The sequence below is a fragment of the Mucilaginibacter oryzae genome, assembly GCF_003148845.1.
Classification (GTDB): Bacteria; Bacteroidota; Bacteroidia; order Sphingobacteriales; family Sphingobacteriaceae; genus Mucilaginibacter; species Mucilaginibacter oryzae.
In genome coordinates this window covers 78,156-99,421 of sequence record NZ_QGHA01000008.1, presented here as the reverse complement: position 1 = coordinate 99,421, position 21,266 = coordinate 78,156, and the positions used below count along the sequence as shown (strand labels likewise).

General features: G+C 43.8%; 21 protein-coding genes. 13 read left to right on the top strand and 8 right to left on the bottom strand.

Going from position 1 to position 21,266, the window contains the following annotated elements; all coding sequences use genetic code 11:
* Positions 1-49: 49 nt before the first annotated feature.
* The 3 genes from fabD to LX99_RS19025 form a co-directional block, all read right to left on the bottom strand.
* On the bottom strand, positions 50-937 hold the full coding sequence (gene fabD / locus LX99_RS19035; RefSeq protein WP_109609298.1) for an ACP S-malonyltransferase: 888 nt from the start codon (positions 935-937) through the stop codon (positions 50-52).
* Positions 938-1,027: 90 nt separating this feature from the next.
* A complete protein-coding gene (folE, locus tag LX99_RS19030) occupies positions 1,028-1,669 on the bottom strand; it encodes a GTP cyclohydrolase I FolE (RefSeq protein WP_109609297.1) in 642 nt (213 codons plus the stop codon).
* Positions 1,670-1,678: 9 nt separating this feature from the next.
* Positions 1,679-2,095 (bottom strand): 6-pyruvoyl trahydropterin synthase family protein, encoded by a 417-nt coding sequence (locus LX99_RS19025; protein ID WP_031266389.1) that lies wholly within the window; start codon positions 2,093-2,095, stop codon positions 1,679-1,681.
* A 75-nt stretch (positions 2,096-2,170) separates the two neighbouring features.
* Here LX99_RS19025 and mqnB point away from each other — a divergent pair, with 75 nt between their 5' ends.
* From mqnB to LX99_RS19000, 5 genes are all read left to right on the top strand, one after another.
* Positions 2,171-2,791: a futalosine hydrolase gene (gene mqnB / locus LX99_RS19020; RefSeq protein WP_109609296.1), complete on the top strand. Its 621-nt coding sequence runs from the start codon at positions 2,171-2,173 to the stop codon at positions 2,789-2,791.
* Positions 2,792-2,802: 11 nt separating this feature from the next.
* On the top strand, positions 2,803-3,672 hold the full coding sequence (locus LX99_RS19015) for a menaquinone biosynthesis family protein (protein WP_109609295.1): 870 nt from the start codon (positions 2,803-2,805) through the stop codon (positions 3,670-3,672).
* A 7-nt stretch (positions 3,673-3,679) separates the two neighbouring features.
* Complete coding sequence (locus LX99_RS19010) at positions 3,680-3,973, top strand: hypothetical protein (protein WP_146203163.1); 294 nt, start codon at positions 3,680-3,682, stop codon at positions 3,971-3,973.
* On the top strand, positions 3,970-4,431 hold the full coding sequence (locus LX99_RS19005) for a type II toxin-antitoxin system VapC family toxin (RefSeq protein ID WP_109609293.1): 462 nt from the start codon (positions 3,970-3,972) through the stop codon (positions 4,429-4,431). Before LX99_RS19010 ends, LX99_RS19005 begins: the two co-directional genes overlap by 4 nt.
* A gap of 78 nt (positions 4,432-4,509) precedes the next feature.
* Positions 4,510-5,715: a hypothetical protein gene (locus LX99_RS19000; RefSeq protein ID WP_109609292.1), complete on the top strand. Its 1,206-nt coding sequence runs from the start codon at positions 4,510-4,512 to the stop codon at positions 5,713-5,715.
* 2 nt (positions 5,716-5,717) lie between these two features.
* Here LX99_RS19000 and hflX read toward each other — a convergent pair whose 3' ends face one another.
* On the bottom strand, positions 5,718-6,902 hold the full coding sequence (gene hflX, locus LX99_RS18995) for a GTPase HflX (protein ID WP_109609291.1): 1,185 nt from the start codon (positions 6,900-6,902) through the stop codon (positions 5,718-5,720).
* Positions 6,903-7,320: 418 nt separating this feature from the next.
* Between hflX and LX99_RS18990 the strand changes: the two genes are divergently transcribed.
* The 7 genes from LX99_RS18990 to LX99_RS18960 all read left to right on the top strand — a co-directional run bounded on the left by LX99_RS18990 (position 7,321) and on the right by LX99_RS18960 (position 14,874).
* Positions 7,321-9,255, top strand: a complete 1,935-nt coding sequence (locus LX99_RS18990) for a DUF3857 domain-containing protein (protein WP_109609290.1) — start codon at positions 7,321-7,323, stop codon at positions 9,253-9,255.
* 8 nt (positions 9,256-9,263) lie between these two features.
* Positions 9,264-11,201 (top strand): DUF3857 domain-containing transglutaminase family protein, encoded by a 1,938-nt coding sequence (locus LX99_RS18985; protein ID WP_109609289.1) that lies wholly within the window; start codon positions 9,264-9,266, stop codon positions 11,199-11,201.
* Between the two features lie 13 nt (positions 11,202-11,214).
* Positions 11,215-11,853, top strand: coding sequence for a leucyl/phenylalanyl-tRNA--protein transferase (aat, locus tag LX99_RS18980; RefSeq protein ID WP_109609288.1), 639 nt, complete (start codon positions 11,215-11,217; stop codon positions 11,851-11,853).
* Positions 11,854-11,873: 20 nt separating this feature from the next.
* Complete coding sequence (gene ruvC, locus LX99_RS18975; protein WP_031266390.1) at positions 11,874-12,458, top strand: crossover junction endodeoxyribonuclease RuvC; 585 nt, start codon at positions 11,874-11,876, stop codon at positions 12,456-12,458.
* Positions 12,459-12,725: 267 nt separating this feature from the next.
* The gene (locus LX99_RS18970; RefSeq protein ID WP_109609287.1) at positions 12,726-13,292 is read left to right on the top strand and encodes a hypothetical protein; all 567 of its coding nucleotides are present in this window, start codon (positions 12,726-12,728) and stop codon (positions 13,290-13,292) included.
* A 115-nt stretch (positions 13,293-13,407) separates the two neighbouring features.
* Positions 13,408-14,064 (top strand): metal-dependent transcriptional regulator, encoded by a 657-nt coding sequence (locus LX99_RS18965; RefSeq protein ID WP_109609286.1) that lies wholly within the window; start codon positions 13,408-13,410, stop codon positions 14,062-14,064.
* Positions 14,065-14,178: 114 nt separating this feature from the next.
* Positions 14,179-14,874, top strand: coding sequence for a molybdopterin-dependent oxidoreductase (locus LX99_RS18960; RefSeq protein WP_109609285.1), 696 nt, complete (start codon positions 14,179-14,181; stop codon positions 14,872-14,874).
* Positions 14,875-14,957: 83 nt separating this feature from the next.
* Here LX99_RS18960 and LX99_RS18955 read toward each other — a convergent pair whose 3' ends face one another.
* Both LX99_RS18955 and LX99_RS18950 read right to left on the bottom strand, forming a co-directional pair.
* On the bottom strand, positions 14,958-15,449 hold the full coding sequence (locus LX99_RS18955) for a hypothetical protein (RefSeq protein ID WP_109609284.1): 492 nt from the start codon (positions 15,447-15,449) through the stop codon (positions 14,958-14,960).
* A gap of 158 nt (positions 15,450-15,607) precedes the next feature.
* Complete coding sequence (locus LX99_RS18950) at positions 15,608-16,591, bottom strand: pyruvate dehydrogenase complex E1 component subunit beta (RefSeq protein WP_109609283.1); 984 nt, start codon at positions 16,589-16,591, stop codon at positions 15,608-15,610.
* A 380-nt stretch (positions 16,592-16,971) separates the two neighbouring features.
* Here LX99_RS18950 and LX99_RS18945 point away from each other — a divergent pair, with 380 nt between their 5' ends.
* Positions 16,972-18,861, top strand: a complete 1,890-nt coding sequence (locus LX99_RS18945) for a DUF4153 domain-containing protein (RefSeq protein ID WP_109609282.1) — start codon at positions 16,972-16,974, stop codon at positions 18,859-18,861.
* A gap of 9 nt (positions 18,862-18,870) precedes the next feature.
* On the opposite strand, the gene LX99_RS18940 is transcribed toward LX99_RS18945, so the two are convergent.
* Positions 18,871-20,058 carry a DUF5009 domain-containing protein gene (locus LX99_RS18940; RefSeq protein WP_109609281.1) on the bottom strand — a complete coding sequence of 396 codons (1,188 nt, stop codon included), beginning with the start codon at positions 20,056-20,058 and terminating at the stop codon, positions 18,871-18,873.
* Between the two features lie 81 nt (positions 20,059-20,139).
* Complete coding sequence (pdxA, locus tag LX99_RS18935) at positions 20,140-21,195, bottom strand: 4-hydroxythreonine-4-phosphate dehydrogenase PdxA (protein WP_022833650.1); 1,056 nt, start codon at positions 21,193-21,195, stop codon at positions 20,140-20,142.
* Positions 21,196-21,266: the final 71 nt, after the last annotated feature.

Below are 21,266 nucleotides of genomic sequence, written 5' to 3'. Positions count from 1 at the left end.
CTATAACAAAAGCAAGGGCCACAATGTTGATTGCGGCCCTTAAAAAAAATTATTGCGGCAGTGCGGCGCTGGCGGTAATGGCTGTTTTATCAACCTTTTTTACCAGTCCCTGCAAAACGTTGCCTGGCCCTACTTCGGTAAATGAGGTGGCGCCGTCTTCCAGCATATGCTGTACGGTTTGTGTCCACCTAACGGCGCCGGTAAGCTGGGCAATCAGGTTTTTCTTGATCAATTCCGGATCGGTATATGGTTTGGCATCTATATTTTGATAGATAGGGCATACCGGGGCTTTGATCTCTGTTGCTACTATGGCTGCTTCAAGTTCAACCCTTGCGGCTTCCATCAACGGCGAGTGGAACGCACCGCCAACTTTTAGCTTCAGCGCGCGTTTGGCTCCGGCTTCGGTCATTTTCGCGCAGGCTTCGTCAATACCGGCAATGGAACCTGATATTACCAGCTGGCCTGGGCAGTTGTAATTTGCCGGCACAACTACTTCGCTAATACGCTCGCAAATATCTTCAACAGTAAAATCGTCCAAACCTAAAATAGCGGCCATGGTTGATGGCTGGATCTCGCAGGCTTTTTGCATGGCGTTGGCGCGGGCAGCAACAAGCTTAAGCCCATCCTCAAACGATAATGCACCGGCGGCAACCAGCGCCGAAAATTCGCCTAACGAGTGGCCGGCAACCATTTCCGGCTTAAAATCATCGCCCAAAACAGTGGCTAAAATGGTTGAATGTAAAAAAATGGCTGGCTGGGTAACGTTGGTTTGCACCAGATCATCTGCAGTGCCCTCAAACATTACATCGGTAATGCGGAAACCCAAAATGTCGTTAGCTTTTTCAAACAGCTCGCGTGCTTGCTCTGATTGCTCGTACAGGTCTTTACCCATACCCGAAAACTGGGCGCCCTGGCCCGGGAAAATATATGCGTTCATTAGCCCCCTACCCCCCTAAAGGGGGAATTTTTGTTTAGTGTTTATAATAAAATTTCTGCTCCTCGCACCCCCTTCGGGGGGCCTGAGGGCTTAACTTAACTTCGAACTTATTAAATTTAAAAACTCTGTTCTTGTTTTTTCTTTCAGAAACTCGCCGGTAAAGGCCGATGTGGTGGTTACCGAGTTTTGCTTTTGTACGCCGCGCATGCTCATGCACAGGTGGCGGCACTCAATTACTACACCTACGCCTATTGGGTTCAGGGTTTGCTGAATACAATCGCGTATCTGGTTGGTTAAACGTTCCTGCACCTGCAGGCGGCGGGCAAAAACATCAACCACCCGCGGTATTTTACTCAGCCCAACCACATGCCCGTTAGGGATGTAGGCAACATGGGCCTTACCAAAAAAGGGCAGCATGTGGTGCTCACACATCGAGTACACTTCAATATCCTTTACCACCACCATCTGGCTGTAATCTTCTTTAAACTTGGCCGAGTTCAGGATCTCTTCGGCGTTAAGCTCGTAGCCGTGCGTAAGGTACAGCATGGCTTTGGCCACACGCTCGGGGGTTTTTAGTAAACCTTCACGCCCGGGGTCTTCGCCAATTTGTGTAAGCACGTTATGGTAATCGGTTTTTAGGCTATCTATGCGTTCCTGGTTATAACGGTCTATTTTGATGTACCCGCCGAAGTCGTCATCGTCGGTATCCTGGCTAAATTGTGAATCGCTCATGGTAAAAAATTAACCGCCAAAGTACTCGGCAGAATTATTTTCGGTTTCGTACAGTTTAACAGAGTGTAAAAACACACCTTCGTAAGCTTCGATAGGGCCTTTTAACTGGTTAAATATCTCGATGCAAAGTAACTCGGTCGATGCCATTTTGCCTGCCATAAAATCAACATCCTTGTTAATGTTTTTATGGTCCAGCTTCTCGATCACGTACTCGTTAATTATGGCTTTGAGCTCTTTCAGGTCAATCAGGTAACCGGTAGCGTGGGTAATCTCGCCTTTCACCGTTACAAACAGGTTGTAATTATGGCCATGCCAGTTGGGGTTGGCGCATTTGCCAAACACCTCAAAGTTTTTTTCAGCGCTCCATTCCTCACGGTACATCCGGTGAGCGGCATTAAAATGTTCTTTGCGCGTTATATGTATCATCATAACAAATTGGGTGCAAATATACAAAACAAAAGCAGGTGAGTTGTTTTATATTAGCTGTCAAAATAATGCAATATGCTTATACTCATTGTTGCAGCAACCAAATTTGAAGTGGAGCCCTTGATGAACGCGTTTGGCCGCAAGGCCGACGTATTGATTACCGGTGCAGGCATGGTGCCCACAGCCTTCGGCATTGCCCGGCAACTCAGCAACCATGCTTATGATCTGGCCATTAACCTGGGAATAGCCGGTAGTTTCGACCGTAATTTCAATTTAGGCGATGTGCTGGAGGTTACCGAAGATACTTTTTCCGAACTGGGCGCGCAGGATGATGAGGCGTTTATCAATATCGATACGCTTGGTTTTGGTGAAAGCCGTTTTACACCTACAACCTCGCTTCATGAGGTTTATCCGGGTTTTTATTTAAAGAAAGCACGGGCTGTAACCGTAAATACGGTGCACGGGCATGAACCATCTATAAAAAAAATACGGGAACGTTTAAATCCGCAGTTGGAGAGCATGGAAGGCGCCGCCTTTTTTTATGCCTGCCGGCAAATGAATGTGCCCTGCATGCAAATCAGGGCAGTGTCAAATTATGTGGAAAAGCGTAACCGGGAGGCATGGAACATCGGGCTGGCCATTAAAAATCTGAATACCTTTGCAACCGACCTGCTTAGCCGGATCATTAACACGTAATCTACTTCGCCATGAAACTAACACTCGGATTTTCGCCCTGCCCTAACGATACTTTTATTTTTGATGCCCTCATCCATCATAAAATTGATACCGAAGGCCTGGAATTTGAGGTGTTTTATGATGATGTGGAAACGCTGAACCAAAAGGCTTTTCGTGGCGAACTGGATATTACCAAACTGAGTTACCATGCCTTTGCTTATGTAACGGATAAATATGTATTGCTTAATTCGGGCAGCGCACTTGGGTTTGGCGTAGGACCTTTGTTAATTTCGGATTTGGAAATTTCGATTTCGGATTTGGAGAAAAACCTGATTAACGATCCAAAATCAGGAAGCAGGAATCCGCTGATCGGCATCCCCGGAAAATACACCACCGCTAACTTCCTTTTAGGCCTGGCTTTTCCGGAAGCTACCAATAAACAGGAACTCGTATTTTCAGATATTGAAGATGCTGTGCTGGATAGCCGCATCGATATAGGCCTCATTATTCATGAAAACCGCTTTACCTATCAAAATAAAGGGCTTAAAAAAATCATTGATCTTGGCGATTACTGGGAAAAACGTACCGGCTGCGCTATCCCCCTTGGGGGCATTGTAGCCAACCGTAATTTGCCGTTGGATGTTCAGCATAAAATAAACCGGGTGCTGCGTAAATCTGTGGAGTTTGCTTTTGCCAACCCCAAATCGGGGTTGGATTTTATCCGCCGGCACGCGCAGGAGATGAGCGAAGAAGTGATGTACAAACACATCGAGCTTTATGTAAATCAATACTCGGTTGATTTGGGCGTAGAAGGACGTAAGGCGATTAATTTGATGTTTGATACAGCGTTGGAGAAGGGAATTATACCCGGGATAAAGGATGGGATATTTTTAACGGATTGATTTGTATTTGGCTGAACATGTAAATACACTTGTGTTATTTGAGTATATTTGTTTAGGAGGATTAAAAATGAAGACGACAAAACTTAAGGTAGAGGAACTTAAAACTCCGTATATGCCGCCTATACCTGAATCATATTCGGTAGAAGAGATTTTAGCTGCAGGCGGTGCAACAGCCTTTGCCAATAAAATGGGAAAAAAACCAGAGAATATCGAAAGAGCGCTTGAAGCTTTACCTGATGAAGGTTTTTTAACAGATGAAGATGTTAAAGCTGCACTCGAAATTTTGAGAGAGAAAAGATGAATTTACTGCTTGATACCAATATTTTCGTTTTCATCTCAAGAAACCCTAAATCGAAGTTGTTAAGCACGGTTATTAACCCGGATAACCGGCAGTTATATGTTTCCGTTGTTACCATAGCCGAATTGCGGTCTATTGCACTTCAAAATAATTGGACAAAAGAAAAATGGGATTTTATTCAACCGATAATTGATGAATGTTATCAGATTGAGGCAACGCAAATTTTGGTTAATTCCTACTCACAAATAGATGCCTACTCTCAGCGCCGCAACCCGTCCTTTCAAGATTATAGCTTTGCCACACCACGCAATATGGGTAAAAACGATTTGTGGATAGCCTCAACGGCAGCATTGCTCGGTTTAACCTTAGTAACCACCGATAAAGATTTTGATCACCTCCATCAAGTTTTTATGGAAGTGAAACGTATATCGCCCGATATGCTACACACCCCGGCGAAATAACCCGCGTATAAATATTTTACAATTAACGTGCGCTTTGTTTTATAATTACGTATATTTAATATACCAATCATAAACTTCATGATACGGCTGCCTAATGTATGGTTTACATTACTGCTGATCTTTTCATTGACTTTCGCGTACGGCCAACATAAAGATCAAAGGCTTCGTTTTGACTTTTATGAAGGAACCTTCGATGCCCCTGTTGAGAGCGCTATGTGGGTTGATGCCCCGCAGCAACTCACTTCAAAAGATGTAAAGGCTTTTTATCAAAAGGTAAGCTTATCCAATTATCGATCGGTAATCGATTCATTAAAAACATTTCAGCAGCGCTATGAACTGAGCGACTGGCTTTACTTCCAGCTTATCCGCAAAACAGCGCAACAAATCAGCCGCAAAGAGGATAATTATGCACGCTATACCCTCTACAAATGGTTTCTGCTTACACATTCCGGGTATGACGCCCGGCTGGCACTTACATCAACCAAGGTTATTTTTTATGTACTGAATGATGAGGATGTTGAAGATATCCCGTTTTTTATGGTGGGTGATAAAAAATATATCTGCCTCAATTATCACGATTATCCGAACACCAATTTAAACCAGGATCCGCCTGTTCCGGTTAATATCAATGTTCACGGGGCTATCAAAGCATTTTCATACAAAATAACCCGGATGCCCGATTTTAGTCCGGCCAGCTATGTTGATAAGGAGCTTCAGTTTACCTATCAACACAAGGTTTACTATTTTAACATCAAACTGAATAAAGATGTTGAAACCATATTTGCCAACTATCCTGTGGTTGATTTCGAATCGTATTTTAACATCCCCATGAGCAAGGAAACTTATGGTTCGCTGATCCCCCTGCTTAAAAAGAATGTTAAAAATATGGATCAGAAAAAAGGCGTAGACTACCTGATGCGCTTTACCCGCTACGCCTTTTTGTATGAAACAGACGAAGAAAACTTCGGCAAAGAAAAGCGCCTGTCGCCCGAGGAAACGCTGTTTGCGAAATACAGCGATTGCGATGACAGAGCCGCCCTGTTTTTTTACCTCGTGAAGGAGATTTATGATTTACCTATGATAGCCGTTTTATATCCTACCCACATTACAATGGCTGTTCAGTTTGATAAACCCATAGGCAAACCAATAATTTACAAAGGGCGGGTGTACTCGTTTTGCGAACCTACCCCCCAGGCCGAAAACCTAAATATAGGTAGCATCCCTAAAAAATGGGTGGATAAGCCTTATGAAGTGGTTTATCAGTACACTCCTGTTGGTAAGTAGCCTCAATACAACAACTGATCGTACGGATACCTCTCGGTATGGATAGCTTTCACCTCTTTGTAAAGCAAAGTCCTAAACTCATCCACATTCTCCTTTTTGGTAGCCGAAATAAATATGGCCGGCGCGTTATTTTTGGCCATCCAGCTATGTTTAAAATCTTCAAGCGTTAAAGGCTCGCCCTGGGTTTCAACCAAATGATCCTCGGGTTTAAAGGCATCCACTTTATTAAATACCGTAATAATCCGCTTATCAATAGCGCCGATATCTTTCAAAGTTTCATTCACCGTGCGGATCTGGTCTTCAAAATTAGGGTGCGAGATATCCACCACATGGATCAGGATATCCGCTTCGCGGGTTTCATCAAGTGTTGATTTGAAACATTCAACCAAATGGTGAGGCAGCTTTCGGATAAACCCTACCGTGTCCGACATCAGGAAGGGCAGGTTCTCGATAACAACTTTCCTCACCGTAGTATCCAGTGTGGCAAATAGTTTGTTTTCGGCAAGCACCTCCGATTTGGCAATCATATTCAAAATGGTTGATTTACCCACGTTGGTATACCCCACCAAAGCCGTACGCACCAACTGGTGTCGGTTTTTGCGTTGGGTTTCGTTTTGCCTGTCAATTTGCTTCAGTTTATCTTTAAGCAGGGAGATTTTATTGAGGATCAAACGGCGGTCGGTTTCAATTTGCGATTCACCCGGGCCGCGCATACCAATACCACCTTTCTGGCGTTCAAGGTGTGTCCAGAGGCGGGTAAGGCGGGGTAACAGGTATTGTAGCTGGGCCAGTTCAACCTGGGTTTTAGCCTGCGCGGTTTGTGCGCGGCTGGCAAAAATATCAAGGATTAGGTTATTACGATCAAGGATCTTTACCTGTAATTCATTCTCAATATTACGTAGTTGCGATGGCGAAAGGCCGTCATCAAAAATAACAATATCAATCTCTTCTTCCTTAACGTAAGCCTTAATTTCTTCAAGCTTACCCGAGCCTACAAAAGTTGCCCTATCTGGTCGCTGTAATTTCTGCGTAAAATGGTCAACAGTTAAAGCCCCAGCCGTACTGGCTAAAAACTCCAGTTCTTCCAGGTATTCCTTCTCCATTTCGTCAGTTTCATCGGGTGTTATTACACCTACCAATACAGCTTTCTCCTGCTTCACAGCAGTATCATAAAATTTTTGTCTCATTAATTACAGTATATCAATCCCAATGCCAGTTAATTAAATGTACGTAAACCGGCGCTTCAAATAAAAATTTAATGCCAAAATAACATAAGTTAATGCCATTGGGCAGCATAGCCCAATATTTTTCGAAAGAATAATAAAAAGGCGGTTCAATCCCCTATGTAACAATATTGTTTTATTGCTATCTTAGTGCCCATCAAACCTTATTGCAATGAACAGGCTTTTAACATCCAACAAATTAGCCCGGCACAGTAACCCTATCGCCGGCTCAGATCTGATTTTACATTTACAATCATCTGATAAAATAAACTCAAAACAGTTATTTAACTATTAACTATGTGTTTAATGCCTAAGCTCAAGGCATCATTAAGCACTGTAACTGCTCATAATTCACAACTAACCGAAATCCTATTAATTTAAAATGAATAAGTTCCTTACCCTTATGGCTTTGGCTGCTCTTGTTACAGTTGCCAAAGCACAAGCCCCTGCTCCCGTCGCTATACCGGTTACCAAATCGTTCGGTAAAGTTGACAAGGCCGACCTGGAAATGACCAAATGCGATTTTGAACCTGATGCTAATGCCGAGATCCTTTTTGACAAAGGCGAGGTATATTTTGACACCCAATATCAAATTGTGTTCGAGCGTCATAAACGCATTAAGGTGTTTAATGATCGCGGTAAAGACGCGGCTAACGTGCGTGTGGAGTACCTGAGTTATAATCATTCCCAGTTTATTACCGGCGTGGAGGCCCAGACTATCAATCTGGAGAATGGTGCTATTGTACCCGTAAAAGTGGACAGAAAACAGATCTTTACCGAATCTGTGGATAAATACCGCTCGGCTGTTGTATTTTCATTCCCCAATGTTAAACCGGGCAGCATTTTAGAGTTTAAATATCGCTTAACTTCTACCAACATCGGCAACTTTCCCGACTGGTATTTTCAGAGTACCATTCCAACACGTTACAGCGAATTAAACACCAACATACCCGATATATTGACTTATAAAAACCTCCAAAATCTGCACTATCCTTTTGTGGTAGACAAAACCTCTGGAACCAATACGCATACCCAGGCGTTGATGAACATTCCATCGGTTAAAGAAGAGCCTTATATGGGGGCTTTAAGCGATAATATGGAACGCATCCTGTTTCAACTACTTAGTGTACGCTTAACCTATACCAAAAGCTATCAGGATACCTGGACCAAGGTTGGTGAAAACGTAATGGAGTGGGACGATTTTGGCGACCAGCTTAACCGCAAGCTTACCGGCGAAGAAGCAATTGTTGCCAAGGCAAAATCCTTTAAAACAAATGATGAGCGTATTGCCTACCTTTTTAACGAGGTGAAAAATACTATGAAATGGAATGAGAGCTACGGCAACTACACCATGGACGGCACTGTTAAGGCATGGGAGAAAAAAGTGGGAAATGCTACCGAGATTAACCTGATCCTTTATCACCTGCTGCAAAAAACCGGTGTAAATGTTTACCCGATGATGGTAAGCACCCGTAAGCATGGGCGCGTAAACCCGGCCTTCCCTAATTCGTACCAGTTTAACAGTACAGTAGCTTATATACCTGTTGACAGTGCCAAATACTATGTGCTTGATGCCAGTAACAAATACAACCTGTACAACCAGGTGCCAACCAATTTTTTAAATTCATTTGGCCTGTTGCTGAATAAGGCTGATAAGGTTTATGAGATGACCTTTTTACAGGATGCCGAACCTGTAAGGCAGGTAGTTTTAATTAACGCCGAAATTAAGCCGGATGGTAAAATGGCCGGTGCTGCAGATATCAGCAGTTTTGCCTATAACCGCATAAATATTGTTAAAAGCTACAAAACCGATGGCGAAAAAAAATACATCGAAAATCTGAGCAGCAATAACAACAACCTGAAAATTTCATCGCTTAAAATAGAAGACATAGATGTAGATACTGTACCGGTAAGGCAAAATATCGATTTTAACCTCGACCTTGCAGGTTCAGACGATAATTATATCTATTTTAATTCGAACCTGTTTACAGATTTAAATAAAAACCCCTTTCTGAGCGAAAACCGTACCACCGATATTGATTTCGGTTACCGCGACAATTATAATGTAACCGGTATTTTTAAACTGCCCGCAGGTTATAAAGTTGATGCGTTGCCCAAAAGCGTAAGTATGGCTATGCCCGATGGATCAATTGTTTTTAAACGTTTGATTGCCGAGCAGGATGGCTCACTAATGGTACGTTTGAGCATCGACAATAAAAAAACAATATTTTTCAAGGAGAACTACCCGGAGTTCCATGAATTCTGGAAAAAAATGTTCGAGATGTTAAATGAGCAGGTTGTTCTTAAAAAATCATAGCTGGCAGTATGCGTATTAAATATTTTAACAGGCTGATGCTAACCGTAGCGGCGCTGTTTTTTTTGGAGGGAAAGGGTTTTTCGCAGGAAAAAAATATCCCGAAAGAACTTTATATAGCCTCAACTATTCCCGATTCATTGAAAGAAGATGCCAACTCGGTGGTGCGTTATAGTTTGGAGGATCATAACATTACCGGCCCCGGGAGAGCTGAAGAGCACTACCATACCATCATCACCATTTTAAATGAAAAAGGAAGCCATGAAGCCGAAATGGTTTTACCTTATAATAAAAAGTATGTTTCGTTGAGCTCGTTTGAAATGAGGATTTATGGCGCCGACGGCACTTTGATCAAAAAATATCATAAAAGTGATATGTATGACCGTTCGGCAGTGGATAACGAAACATTGGTTACAGACGACCGGATGCTTTCCATAAGCCATACGGTGGCCACCTATCCAACCACTGTTGAACTTATTTTTGACTACGACATGAAAAGCCTGATGGACCTCGGTTCATGGGCCTACCAGGACTATGAGCAATCGGTTCAGAATGCCACTTATCATATCTCCATAAACAGCGATGCGGGTTTTAGATATAAAAACCGCAACACCAATATTAAACCGGTAAAGGCTACAACCGACAAAGTTGATAGTTACACCTGGAAAGTAAGTAACCTAAAGGCAATCAAACCGGAAGCAGGTTCAAAAAGCTGGCGCGTTTTACCCCGGGTTTATTTTGCCGCCGCCGCTTTTGAATTTTATGGGGTACCAGGCGATATTTCAACCTGGCAAGGCTATGGCAAATGGCAGCAACGGTTAAATGCAGATGTGAACAGCCTTACTCCTGAGCGTGCGGAGGAAATACGAAAAATGACCGCTGATATTAAAACTGACAAGGAAAAGGCGAAGTTTTTATATGAATACATGCAAAAAAACGTACGGTATGTAAGCATACAATTAGGTATCGGCGGTTGGAAACCCTTCCCGGCAACCTTTGTTGATCAAAAAAAATATGGCGACTGTAAAGCACTGTCTAATTATATGTCGGCATTGCTTAAAGCTGTAAACATCCCATCGTGCTATGCTATTGTTAATGCCGGCTCTAACATGCAACCGGCGGATCCGGCGTTTCCTAACGACCCTTTTAACCACGTTATATTATGTGTGCCGTTTAAAACTGATACGGCCTGGCTGGAATGCACCAGCTCAACGCAGGCTTTTGGTAAGCTGGGGCCGTTTACCGAAAACAGGTATGCGCTTTTGGTTTCAGAAGAAGGCGGTAAACTGGTGAAAACCCCGGCGAGCACAGATTTTGATAACCAGTTTAACAGCGAAGTACACATTAAACTCAATGAAGACGGCAGCGCCCAGGCTCAGGTTAAAATATTAAGCACCGGCGATTACCGTGCCGATTATATGGGCCTGATGTACCTGAAAGAAGATGAACAGAAATCGAGGATAATAAGAATGCTGAATATGCGTCAGCCATCAGTTTTCAGTTTTACGCCGTCAACCGATAAGGATGGAGTAAAGGAAGTGGGCTTTGAACTGGAGTATGACAGGTTTTGCGACGTACTATCGGGCGATAAGCAATTTTATAAACCACGGGTTTTTGATTTATGGCAGGCGACACTTCCGGTTGAAGAGAAGCGGAAAACCGATTTTTACTTTAACGTGCCTATGATAAAAACATGCGTTACTACCATTAATTTACCTGCCGGGTTTGAGGTGGAAACACTACCGGCCAATCAAAACCTTAAATTTACCTACGGTAGCTATGACGTTAAATATGTTTATGATGCCGCCAGGAACCAGGTGGTAAGCACCACTAAATTCAATTTGAAGAACCAGGTTATTCCCGCGGCTAAGTATTCAGAAATGCAGGTTTATATGGATGCGATAGCCAAAGCCCAAAATAAAAAGCTGGTGATCCGCCGTAAAGCTTAAATTTGCCACCTGGATGATATTCAGGCTCGACGAACGATTAATATTTCCGAAGCCCGATCTGGCCGAACCAGACGGGCTTTTGGCTTTTGGGGGCGACCTTTCCATAAATCGCCTGTTACTGGCTTATCAAAACGGCATTTTTCCGTGGTATAGTGATGACAGCCCCATCCTGTGGTACTCACCGCACGAGCGGTTTGTATTGTTTCCCAACGAGTTAAAGATATCCAAATCAATGCGGCAGGTAATACGGTCAGGTAAATTCAGGGTAACGGTTAATACCTGCTTCAATGAGGTGATCACCGCCTGCTCTACCGCGCCGCGCGAAGGACAGGACGGCACCTGGATAGTAGCCGATATGATAGCCGCTTACAATAGCCTGCATGTTGCGGGCCACGCCCACTCGGTAGAAATATGGCAGCAGTATGAATTGGTTGGCGGCCTGTACGGTGTGCAGGTTGGTGATATATTTTGCGGCGAGAGCATGTTTAGCCGGGTAAGCAACGCATCAAAAATGGCCCTTATTTATTTATGCAACACTGGGCTTTACCAAGTGGTAGATTGCCAGGTGCATACCAGCCACCTTGAATCGATGGGTGCCCGGATGATCAGCCGGGAGCAATATATGAGCATACTGCAAAATAGTTTTGCTTGATTGGTTACCTTTGGGATGATATGCAGCAGGCGATAAACACAAAAGAACGGATTATTTTAGGTATCGACCCCGGTACCGTGGTAATGGGCTACGGGCTGGTTAAGGAAACAGGGCCTAAAATTGAACTGCTTGCCATGGGCGTTGTAAAGATGCCGGTTACTGATGACCCTATGCTGAAACTGCAGCGCATATTTGAAAAAACTGTTGCCTTAATTGATAATTATCACCCCGATAGTCTCGCCATCGAAGCGCCGTTTTATGGTAAAAATATACAGGTGATGCTGAAGCTCGGCAGGGCGCAGGGTATGGCCATTGCCGCAGCCCTGTCCCGTAATGTAGACATTACGGAGTACGCCCCGCGTAAAATAAAGCAATCCATCACCGGTAACGGAAGCGCTACCAAAGAGCAGGTGGCCGCTATGCTGCAAAACTTACTTAAGTTTAAAGAAACGCCTGATTTTTTAGATGCCACCGATGGGCTTGCTGTTGCCGTTTGTCATTCTTTTCAAAGGGTTACCACCGGTGCGGGTAAAACCGGCAGTAAGAAAGCGTACTCGGGATGGGATACTTTTGTAAAAGATAATGTAAAAAGGGTGATCAGGTAGCTGTATTGCTTTTCTTTGATGGAAGCAGACCGCCTGTATAATTTTACGTATGCATGTCGTGTATAAGCATTTGTAATTTTAGACCAAAAATGAAGCGTGGCTATAGCACTTCTCTACCCCCGAGCCGGTAGCCAGACCGGTTTAAAACCGCCGCCCTGTTTTTGCTAAACTTATGGCATTATTTTAGCTTAGGGGAGGTACGGTATTCAAAAACGTTAAACCATAGGCTTTAATTGTAGTCATACCTGCATAACTTATTACACGTTTATGAAAAAGATCATTTTATCGGCAGCTATCCTATTAAGCTGCTTTACTGCAAAAATAGCTTCGGCACAGGTTAGTATTGGTTTGGGTATTAACATAGGCAGCCAGCCCGATTGGGGCCCTGTAGGTTACGATCATGTGAATTACTATTACATGCCCGATATTGATGCCTATTATGATGTGCCAGCCCATAGCTATGTGTACTATGAAAATAATGTTTGGGTACACCGCAGGTATTTGCCCGTAAGGTATCGTAATTATAATATTTACAATGGTTACAAAGTGGTGGTAAACGAGCCTAACCCATGGGTGCGCCATGCGTATTATCGCGATCATTATTACGGATACCGCGGCCGTCATGACCAGGTGATTATTCGTAACAGCCGCGATGTACGTTATGCCAATCACTGGCGCGGCGACAACCGTTATGTAACACGTACCGTAGTTTATCGCGATCGTCATGATAACGGCTGGCACGGGGGTAACCCCGGTCGTGGTGGGTGGCATGGTGATCATGGCCCGGGCCACGGCCCTGGTGGTCAGGGTCCGGGCGGACACGGCCACCATTAATCAAAATTTCTTACAGCAGGCTTCCGTTTTGGGGGCCTGTTTTGTTTATAAATGGTTACAATTTAATAAGCCCCCTGCTTTTGCTTATGTTTGTATGCTATCAAATTTATTGCTGATGTACACGCTATCGGAAGAGAATTATTTAAAAGCCATTTATCGCCTTGCATCGCATGGTAAGGATTTTAAGATAACCCCAACAGCCATTTCCGAAACCCTGAACAACAACCCGGCATCGGTGGTTGATATGATCCGGAAGCTTACTGAGAAGCAGCTGATAGAGTATGATAAAAAGAAAGGCGTAAGGCTAACCAGCCAGGGCTTAAAGGATGCCACGCTGATAGTACGCCGCCACCGCCTATGGGAGGTTTTTTTATTAGAAAAACTGGGCTACCACTGGGACGAGATCCATGATATTGCCGAAGAACTGGAACATATAAACGATGCTACCCTGGCCGATAGGCTGGACAAATTCCTGGGCTTTCCTGAATATGACCCCCATGGCGACCCAATCCCCAAAGCCAACGGCAAAGTGCCCAAGCCTTTTTCTGTAACCCTGTCTGATTTAAAGCCCGGCACACTGAGCCGCGTGGCTGCGGTGCGCGATACCAGCAGCCCGTTTTTACAATACCTACAAAAACTGAATATTGGTATTGGTACCCGCATTCAGGTTGTTGAAAAAATAAGCTATGATAACTCGCTGGTAATAAAGATTGACGATAGGGAAGACACCACCGTATCGCAAAAGTTTGGTGAGAACATTTTGGTGGATTAAAGCTTAAGGCAAAAAGCCGAAGGCTGAAAGCTTTTAATTGCTGGGGCTTTTTTTACTAAAGCTTTTCACCTTCGCTTTAAGCCTTTCTACCTAAATTTATATAAAACCGCCGCTATGGAAACCCCTGACAAACTCGAAAAGATTATTGAAACCCGCATGAAGCTGAAAGCCCGTTTTGAGGAAAAAATGAAGCTCACGCCATCGGTTGCAGATGATAAGCCCAAAGGATCTGGCAAGCCCAACAGGCACGGTATGCCCAGCCTGCCCATTGGCCAAACGGCTACTGTTAAATGGCCGGTGCTTGATCTGGGCTATCATCCCAATATTCCACTGGATAAATGGAGGCTTACCATAGATGGGGCCGTAGATAACCCGGTTAAATTAACCTGGAAGCAGTTTATGGAGTTACCGCAAACCAAAGACACCTCTGATTTTCATTGCGTTACTACCTGGTCAAAATTTGATATGCATTGGAAGGGTGTAAGTTTGCTTGACCTGGCAGCACTGGTGCATCCAAAAGAAACAGCCACACATATCATGTGCTATGGTTATGATACCTACAGCACCAATATATCCTTAGAAGAAGCCTTAAAGCCTGACGTACTGCTGGTACACACGTTTGACGGGCAGCCGTTAAGTATTGAGCATGGCGGGCCGCTAAGGATGATAACCCCGCAGCTTTACGCCTGGAAAGGCAGTAAATGGATAAAACGTATCGAATTTTTAACTGAAAACAAATTAGGTTTCTGGGAGGGGCGGGGCTACTCCAATACGGCCTACCCCTGGCGTAACGACCGCTACGATGACTGAAGCCTAAAGCAAAAAGCCGAAGGCTAAAAGCTTTTGCTCTTAATCTTCGGCTTTGCTTTATTGCTTTATGCCTTCCGCTCAAACTACGGCTTCCCGGTTATCTTGGCCGATTCGGCCAGTTCGCCGTCAACATCTACATCAAAATATAAGCGGTAAATTTCCCACTCGTTTTTAGGTTTATAAAACATAAAGGTGATACGTGCAGGCTGAACCTCGTGCTTAACCAGGTAGCTGTACAACACCAGGCTGCCGGAAGCTTTGCGCTGCACAATCAGATCTTTACCCATGTATTTGCCGATCACGCTCCGCATCGAATCAATTTTAACGATGAGGCCGGTAAGGCGGGTTGAATCAATATTTTTATTGGTTTTAAAAATGTCGATCACGGCCCGGGCAGTGCTTTGCTTATCGTATGCCTTAAAAAATTTGTCGATGTGGGTTTGTACGCCCGGGGCGGCAGCAGGCGAAGCGGCAGTAGCAGCCTGTTGGGTTTGAGCCGAAGCTTTAGCAGATAAAATCAGCGCCGATATAATAAAAAATAAAGGTTTAAATGCTTTAAAGTAGGCGTGTTGCATGTTACGGAGTGTTAATTTTTAAAAGTAGGTATTTTTTGCAAAACCGCCAATAACCATGGCCGGGGGGGGGTAAAATATCAGGTAAGCCGTACTTTCAATACCAACAAAAATGGCCGGTACGCACATACCGGCCATTTTAATATTTCAATATACCCAATTTATTTGGTAACGTATAATACTTCTTTTACTGCTTTGATCACGCGTTCAGGGTTTGGTAAAAATTCCTGGATCAAAGTAGGGGCGTAAGGAAGCGGCACGTCGCCACCCATAATACGCAGGATAGGGGCGTCAAGGTAATCAAACGCGTCTTTTTGTACTTTAAATGCAACCTCGGTAGCTATGGAGCCTAAAGGCCAGCTTTCTTCAACAATCACCAAACGGTTTGTTTTTTTAACCGATTGGATAACCGTAGCGTAATCAATAGGGCGTACGGTACGCAGGTCGATCACTTCGGCGTTGATACCTTCTTTTGAAAGTTCAGCAGCAGCGGCATTAACCACTTTCATTATTTTACCAAAACCAACCAAGGTAACATCAGTACCCTCTTTAACCACTTTGGCTTTACCCAGCGGTATGTAATAAGTTTCTTCAGGAACTTCACCTTTATCGCCATACATCAATTCTGATTCCATGAAAATAACCGGATCAGGATCAAGGATAGCTGATTTTAATAAGCCTTTGGCATCGTAAGGGTTTGATGGCACAACCACTTTTAAGCCCGGACAGTTGGCATACCAGTTTTCAAAACACTGGCTGTGCTGCGAGCTAAGCATACCCGCGTTACCGGTAGGGCCACGGAACACAATCGGAACCGAAAACTGGCCGCCGCTCATCGACATCATTTTGGCAGCGCCGTTAATGATCTGGTCGATAGCTACCAGCGAGAAGTTGAAGGTCATGAACTCGATAATAGGGCGTAAGCCGTTCATAGCCGAGCCAATGCCTATACCGGCGAAACCTAATTCAGAGATAGGGGTGTCAATAACGCGTTTCGCGCCAAACTCATCCAGCATGCCCTGGCTTACTTTGTACGCGCCGTTATATTCGGCAACCTCTTCACCCATCAGGTATATATTTCCGTCGTTGCGCATCTCTTCGGACATAGCCTCTCTTAGCGCTTCTCTGAACTGTATTTCTCTCATTATAATAAAATGATGTTTTTTGCGACCGCAAATATAAACACTAATGTGTTAAATGCAATTAACCACGGTATGCTATTGGGTTTTAATACATATATTTTATATTTTTTGTTCCTGGGATTACACCGATTGGAGGATTGATTACACCGATTTTGTCTGAACCGGGATTTGGGATGATTTTTAAGATGGGCAGGATGATGTCTGAACCGGAATTTATAGAATTAAGAAATGAACAAAATGCTTTGGAAATTCGATAAATTCTAATAATTCCCCCAAATTCGAGTTCAGACAAGAAAATCGGTGGAATCCCCAAAAACAAATCCGAAATCGAACATCCGAATTCCGAAATCAAAACACTAAATTAGCCTGCAAACCTTATACAAATGAAATTTCCGTCTATTAAGAACCTGGTGCAAAGCACGGTAAATACTGTAAAACGCTTTCCGATCGAAACACTTTTTGCCTTAACCGGTACCATAGCGGCAACTGTCAAGATCGAGCTCGATCGTTTGGATCTGACTGCCGAAAACTGGTGCATGCGTATCATCATGATAGCTAATCTTGGCTTTTTGCTCAGCTTATCGACAACCCTGTTTGCACAGGGCAAAAACCGGAGCGCCGGTAAAAAAGCAGGGCTGAAAATAGCGGCGGCGGTTGTAGCAATCTGCCTTATATTTATTCTTGATCCGCCCTCCCGGCAGGCAGATTATGTTCGCTTTTTTTTATTGAGTCTTGCATTCCATTTAATGGTTTCCTTCGCTGCCTTTACGGGTAAAGGGCAGATCCAGGGTTTCTGGCAATTTAATAAAACCTTGTTTTTACGCATCCTGGCAAGCCTGCTGTACGGTACAGTGCTGTTTGCAGGTTTGGCGGCGGCCATAGGCGCTACAAATTTTTTGTTCAACTTCAGGTTCGAATCTGATACCTACTTTATTTTATGGGTGTGGATAACCGGCATGTTTACCACCATTTTCTTTTTGGCCGGTGTCCCTGCCGATATCCAAGCGCTTGATGAAGATAAAAGCTATCCTAAGGGCCTTAAAATTTTTACGCAGTATGTACTGATCCCGCTCTCAACGGTATACGTGATTATCCTGCTGGCTTATGAAATCAAAATCCTGGTGGAATGGAAACTTCCCAAAGGTCTGGTATCAAACCTTATTTTAGGGTATGCCGTATTCGGGATCTTGTCCCTGTTGCTGGTATACCCCATCCGCGAACAAAACGAAAATAAGTGGCTAAAAACTTACTCCCGCAGTTTTTATTTTTTGCTGATCCCTTTGCAGGCGCTGCTGTTTGTAGCTGTTGGCACCAGGGTTAGCAGCTACGGCGTTACCGAATTCAGGTATTTTTTAATTGTGCTGGCTGTTTGGCTGCTGGGAATTTCGCTTTACTTTTTGTTATTTAAAAAGCAGAATATTAAGGTTATTCCCATATCGCTGGCTTTGTTAACCTTGTTGAGCATTTACGGGCCGCAAAGCGCGTTTACGGTAAGTATGTATTCTCAAAGGCGGATAGTTGTTAATTTTTTTAAAAAGCACAACGCTTTTAAGGATGGGAAATTGATGGCTGTTGACAGTAACAAGATTAGTATGGAGGAGGGTAGTAAAGCGGCAAGTAGACTTAGTTATTTTATTGATCATTATGACCTGGTTGCTCTACAGCCCTACTTTAAAAAGAACCTTACCCCGGTGGTTGATTCATTAAGTAAACAAAAGAACGAGTATGATCATCTTCCGATTAATAGAGAAGAACTGCGGGGGTTAAAATATCTTTGGGCCAAACAACAGCTTGGTCTTAACCGCTTTAGCGAGTTTTCCTATTATGGAAAGGGTTCGGAAATGATCGAACAGATAAATTACGTTTTCGCGCGCGATCAAAATATAATGGTTATAAAAGGATATGATATAATCCTGTCCAATTATCAGCCAGTTGATACTGTTGTTAATAATTACAACGGATTGAAGATTTTACAAACCAAAATCAACGATATTAATGTTTTAAGGCTTAACAGCGAGGTGTTGCAATTTGATCCGTTTGAGGTGGTGAAAAAGATCACGGCTGATACAGTGGCAATGGGAAAATATTTTGTAAAGGAGGATAAATACTCGCCGTTGAGATATGAATTGCCTGGAAACTTAATGCAACTAACAAGGGAAACTCCGAAATACACTGTAACCTATCAATTTGATGAAATATACTTCGATTTGCCGAAAAGAGATAAACCTGTTTTAAGAGGCTTCAGAGGGCAATACCTCATTAAAATAAAATAGGGGCCCTTATTATATCTTCAGCCTGATATTGATCTTATCCAGCAGCCCGGTAAGCCATACCACTACAAAAGCGAAGACAACGCATTTGATCAAGCCGCCTATGCCCTGGCTCAGATATTCGGGGTAGCCTATGCGGGTCATTTCGTAAATGGGATAAAACAGGAAAGGTACAATATAACAGGTAAAGGTGTTGGTGCCGGCGGGTTCAATCACCTTAAACCAATCGTATTTGTTTTTAACATCAACCAGGTAAATGAAAAAGGCATACACCACCAGGCTGATACCGGTACAGATCAATACCCACGATGGGGTGTCGCGCTCTTTAGAGATGCCGCCGCTAAAATAGCGTACTATAAAACCGAGGTTAAACAGGATAATGGCTATCAATATCATGGCTACCCACAGCATTTTCATTTCGTTATTGGCTTTGAGGCGCATATACAATACCGAAACAAATACCCCCGCCATAGTGAACGATTGCATGGCGCCGTTTCCGGCTATCCAGATGTAACCTTTCAGCTTGTCAATAAAATCTAAAAAACCAAAGTGTACATCAAGGTTAAAGAACATGAAAAACATCCATGCTGCCAGCTGGATCCAGAGGTGCCCATCAGAGTAATAGTAAATAAGGGCGCAAACCATGTAGGCCCAGCCTATCAGCCCTAAAATGCCCCACCAGGTAAAGTGCAGCCAGGTATGGCCGGGGTCGCTGGTTTTATAAAGTGCCGCCATCAGCGCCAGCAGCGCTATCCCGAAGCCTTGCAAAAGGTATTTGCGCAGGGGTGGCGTGTTTTTCCCGTAATCTAAAAAAATAAAGAAAAAACTGAAGGTTACCAGGCTTTCCCAAACAGGTTTGGGCAGCAGGGTAGCGGCCTCATTATAGGTTTCCATATTGGCATGGAAAAAGCCGATGAAAATGAGTGAAAACGAACGGCTTACCACGCGCGATAACAGCTTGAAGTTATCGCCCTGTTTTAACCTGTTTTGAAAAGCAAAGGGTATAGATAAACCAACGATGAATAAAAATGCCGGAAATATGGTATCGGCGAGGCCAAGCGCATCAACGTTTTGTCCCGCGTGCTTAAGCCATGTAGGGGTATTCGGAATGCCATCCAGGTCATTCACAAATATCATCAGGAACATTGTTACAGCACGGAAAGCATCAATTGAACGTATACGACTCAGAAAATTACTCATTCAGACATGTAAATGCACAAGCAGGGCAAATGTTTTAATTTAACGGCAATTAAATTAAAACATTGCTGTTACAAGCCGTATTTAGTCGCGGTCGCGGCTCAGTTTGCTAAATGCAAGCGGGTTTTCGTTTAGTTGTAAGCCTTCGCGGCGGCGTTTTACAATATGTATGGCGGTAAACAAAGCTTCGCGGAAAGAGATTTCGGAAGCCTGGTTTTTACCGGCGATATCATAAGCGGTGCCATGATCGGGCGAGGTGCGTACAAAATTCAGCCCGGCGGTAAAGTTAACGCCCGATTCGAAAGCGATCTGTTTAAAAGGGATCAGGCCCTGGTCGTGGTACATGGCTAACACGGCATCAAACTGCAGGTAAGTGCCGTTGGCAAAAAATCCATCGGCCGAATACGGACCGAAAGCAAGGATATTGTTATTCCGGGCTTCTTCAATGGCCGGGATAATGATCTCTTTTTCTTCGCTGCCGATAAGGCCGTTATCGCCCGCATGGGGGTTTAAGCCCAGCACAGCAATTTTAGGCTTGCGGATCCAGAAGTCGCGCTGCAAGCTGTTGTTCATCAGTTTCAGCTTTGCAAGTATTTTCTCGGCGGTAATGCTTTCGGCAATTTTTGATACCGGGATATGGCCGGTAACAACGCCAACACGCAGGGTGTCGCTCACCAGAAACATCAGCGATTCGGCAGCGCCGTCATATTGCTGCAGATACTCGGTGTGGCCCGGGAAATTGAATTTATCGTTCTGGATATTATCTTTATTGATGGGCGCTGTAACCAGGGCATCGATATAGCCTTCTTTTAAATCATAAACAGCACGCTCTAACGATTTAAACGCGTATTTACCCCCGGCCTCGGTAACCTGACCCAATTCAATTTTTACATCCTCATCCCAGCAGTTAATCATATTGGGCTTGCGGAAATGCGTTTGCGACGGGTCATTGATCACCAAAAAATTGAGCTCGTTAACATGGGTAGCCCTGCGGTGAAAAGAAGCCACCTTGGTATGGCCGTAAACTATAGGCGTACAATAATCATAAATTTTGCTATCCGCCAAAGTTTTAATAATTATTTCCAAACCGATGCCGTTTACATCGCCAATGCTGATCCCTATTTTTAATTTGTCGCTCATTATTATATGTTGATTTCACTGGTTTTTTTGATTTCACCGATTTTTTGCGGTAATTTCAATCGATTTAACAG

Excerpts from the sequence above, each read along its gene's own strand:
- ruvC (WP_031266390.1), top strand. The coding sequence starts at position 11,874 with ATGCAGCAGGCGATAAACACAAAAGAACGGATTATTTTAGGTATCGAC.
- LX99_RS18955 (WP_109609284.1), bottom strand. The coding sequence starts at position 15,449 with ATGCAACACGCCTACTTTAAAGCATTTAAACCTTTATTTTTTATTATA.
- LX99_RS18990 (WP_109609290.1), top strand. The coding sequence starts at position 7,321 with ATGAATAAGTTCCTTACCCTTATGGCTTTGGCTGCTCTTGTTACAGTT.
- LX99_RS18985 (WP_109609289.1), top strand. The coding sequence starts at position 9,264 with ATGCGTATTAAATATTTTAACAGGCTGATGCTAACCGTAGCGGCGCTG.
- LX99_RS18950 (WP_109609283.1), bottom strand. The coding sequence starts at position 16,591 with ATGAGAGAAATACAGTTCAGAGAAGCGCTAAGAGAGGCTATGTCCGAA.
- LX99_RS18940 (WP_109609281.1), bottom strand. The coding sequence starts at position 20,058 with ATGAGTAATTTTCTGAGTCGTATACGTTCAATTGATGCTTTCCGTGCT.
- LX99_RS18960 (WP_109609285.1), top strand. The coding sequence starts at position 14,179 with ATGGAAACCCCTGACAAACTCGAAAAGATTATTGAAACCCGCATGAAG.
- fabD (WP_109609298.1), bottom strand. The coding sequence starts at position 937 with ATGAACGCATATATTTTCCCGGGCCAGGGCGCCCAGTTTTCGGGTATG.
- LX99_RS18945 (WP_109609282.1), top strand. The coding sequence starts at position 16,972 with ATGAAATTTCCGTCTATTAAGAACCTGGTGCAAAGCACGGTAAATACT.
- LX99_RS19015 (WP_109609295.1), top strand. The coding sequence starts at position 2,803 with ATGAAACTAACACTCGGATTTTCGCCCTGCCCTAACGATACTTTTATT.
- mqnB (WP_109609296.1), top strand. The coding sequence starts at position 2,171 with ATGCTTATACTCATTGTTGCAGCAACCAAATTTGAAGTGGAGCCCTTG.
- folE (WP_109609297.1), bottom strand. The coding sequence starts at position 1,669 with ATGAGCGATTCACAATTTAGCCAGGATACCGACGATGACGACTTCGGC.
- LX99_RS19000 (WP_109609292.1), top strand. The coding sequence starts at position 4,510 with ATGATACGGCTGCCTAATGTATGGTTTACATTACTGCTGATCTTTTCA.
- aat (WP_109609288.1), top strand. The coding sequence starts at position 11,215 with ATGATATTCAGGCTCGACGAACGATTAATATTTCCGAAGCCCGATCTG.
- LX99_RS19005 (WP_109609293.1), top strand. The coding sequence starts at position 3,970 with ATGAATTTACTGCTTGATACCAATATTTTCGTTTTCATCTCAAGAAAC.
- pdxA (WP_022833650.1), bottom strand. The coding sequence starts at position 21,195 with ATGAGCGACAAATTAAAAATAGGGATCAGCATTGGCGATGTAAACGGC.
- LX99_RS18970 (WP_109609287.1), top strand. The coding sequence starts at position 12,726 with ATGAAAAAGATCATTTTATCGGCAGCTATCCTATTAAGCTGCTTTACT.
- hflX (WP_109609291.1), bottom strand. The coding sequence starts at position 6,902 with ATGAGACAAAAATTTTATGATACTGCTGTGAAGCAGGAGAAAGCTGTA.
- LX99_RS19025 (WP_031266389.1), bottom strand. The coding sequence starts at position 2,095 with ATGATACATATAACGCGCAAAGAACATTTTAATGCCGCTCACCGGATG.
- LX99_RS18965 (WP_109609286.1), top strand. The coding sequence starts at position 13,408 with ATGTACACGCTATCGGAAGAGAATTATTTAAAAGCCATTTATCGCCTT.